This is a genomic window from Streptomyces sp. NPDC037288 (assembly GCF_055603265.1).
In genome coordinates, this window is the sequence record NZ_JBVJVY010000201.1 from 1 (window position 1) to 1,839 (window position 1,839).

Sequence of the window (1,839 nt, forward strand, 5' to 3'; positions counted from 1 at the left end):
CTGCAGTACCGGCCCCACACTCTCGACGGCTTCATAGCGGGCACCGGCCTGACCTTCGACGACCCACCCTCACCCTGACGAGCTGAAGCCAGTAAAGGGTGTTGCATAAGGCTGTGATCAAGCAGCTTGAAGCGGGAGGCTGGGCTTGTCGAGTCATGCGGCGAGGGCGAGGTTGTGCATGCGGGCGACGGCCTGGGCAGCGTGATGGAGGCCGTCACCGCGCTGCCGGCAGGCGCGGAGGATCTTGTAGTTCCTCATCCGGGAGAAGACGTGTTCGACGCGTGCGCGGACATTGCGGTGGCAACGTTGTCCTCTTCCTCGTCCTTCAGCAGCGCCCGGCCGGGGCGTTTGCGATGCGGGACGATCAGACCGGTGTTGATATAGGCGCTGTTGCCGAGCACGGTCACACCGTGGCAGCGCTGGGCCCGAAGGCCAGCGGTCCTCTTGCAGGACCACGTGCGTTTCGCAGGCTGTGGCGGCGATGCGCTGAGGGCCGTTCCTTTGTACCCGTCAGCGACGGCCCTTCACTTGCTGGATCCTCGGAGGCACACCAATGATTTGAGGTTTTATGCCGTAACGTTCTTGGCGCTCTGGTCGTTCTTCTCATGAGATTCTGCGCAGACCTCCCTGTACATCTGACGGGATCTCCGGCTGTTGACCGCCCAGTTAGCACTTCTGGAGTGTCAGTCGCTGTCACAGACGTCCCGCACCTACGATCCCTCCCTGTAGGTGCGGGACGTTGGCACAGCTCCGACTGCCGGGCTGGTCTGCCGGCCGTACGACCTCGCCCGTTCCGGGCTGGGGTGCCTCGATGTACTCGCGCGATGGCAGCAGTCAGTTGCCAACCAGATGTCCTGGCCGACGGCTCTGGCACCGGCCAGAAGGCTGCAGCCGGCCGAGATGGCCGTACCTCTAACGGAACGAGTGGTTTCTGCCGGTTTCTTTCTGGATCAGCGTTTCTCCGCTGATCGTCGGGAGAGCAAATGGGTGTTCACAGCCCCACATCTGAAGGAGAAACAATGCGTTCCCGTCTACCTCTCGTTGTCGCTGCTCTGGCTGCTACCGCGCTCCTCGGATGCGCGAGCGCCGCAGCTGCCGACGGCTATGCCGCTGGAAGGGTTCAGAACTCTCCCGGAATTCTGAGTGGCAACCTGGTTCAGGCGCCCGTACACGTGCCCGTCAATGCGTGTGGCAACACGGTCACCGTCATTGGGGCTCTCAATCCCACGTTCGGGAACGTCTGCGAAAACTTCTAGCGCTGGGCGCCTGTTCGGACGGGGAGCCTTCGAGCGGGGAGTGCGCCATCACCTCGGCGACGGTGCCCTGCTCGGGAAATGGCTTGGCTGCGTTCGGCGGCGAGCCTCTTGTGCACCCGGAAGATCTCCGGCTGGTGGCTGCAGAGTCAGGCCGTTGTTGCTGCAGTGGCTGGTCACCGGCGGCCCGCACTTGCTTTCTCGTTGCAAGTGCGGGCCGTCGGTGTATCCGGGGCGGGCCTGGACCGGGGGCGGTCCGGGGCGCGGGTCCCGTGGTTCGTCGAAGTGGCGGCGAAGGTGATCACGGGGTGGCCGATATCTGCCGGCCTGCAAGGCGTACGGAAGGGCACCGCTGGAGGCCTTGAACGAGGCGGTGGAGGAGGTGCTGCGGATGTCAAGCCGCCGAGTTGGTGACCCCGCTGCCAGTTCCGGCCCGGTGACGGCTGCGCCGCTGAGGGGGAGCCCATGAAGCTGGTCGCATGAGGGGGCCATACTAGTACTCCAGTCAGAAATCGTGTCCTGAGCTGGTTCTTCTCGTTGTCCCGGCGTGGAGGGGATTACTGAAGTCGAGGGTTGGGCCGAGGAG

The 1,839-nt window shown here is 64.2% G+C and carries 1 protein-coding gene and 2 pseudogenes; 2 read left to right on the forward strand and 1 reads right to left on the reverse strand.

What is annotated here, in order from left to right; genetic code table 11:
• Positions 1-78, forward strand: a pseudogene (locus ACZ7GZ_RS43225) (transposase); the annotation flags it as partial.
• A 75-nt stretch (positions 79-153) separates the two neighbouring features.
• Here ACZ7GZ_RS43225 and ACZ7GZ_RS43230 read toward each other — a convergent pair.
• Positions 154-416: pseudogene (locus ACZ7GZ_RS43230) on the reverse strand (transposase family protein); the annotation flags it as partial.
• Positions 417-1,019: 603 nt separating this feature from the next.
• On the opposite strand from ACZ7GZ_RS43230, the gene ACZ7GZ_RS43235 reads away from it, so the two are divergent.
• Positions 1,020-1,256: a chaplin gene (locus tag ACZ7GZ_RS43235; RefSeq protein WP_471033339.1), complete on the forward strand. Its 237-nt coding sequence runs from the start codon at positions 1,020-1,022 to the stop codon at positions 1,254-1,256.
• The last annotated feature ends 583 nt before the right edge of the window (positions 1,257-1,839 follow it).

Coding starts and splice junctions, on each gene's coding strand:
- ACZ7GZ_RS43235 (WP_471033339.1), top strand. CDS start 1,020: ATGCGTTCCCGTCTACCTCTCGTTGTCGCTGCTCTGGCTGCTACCGCG.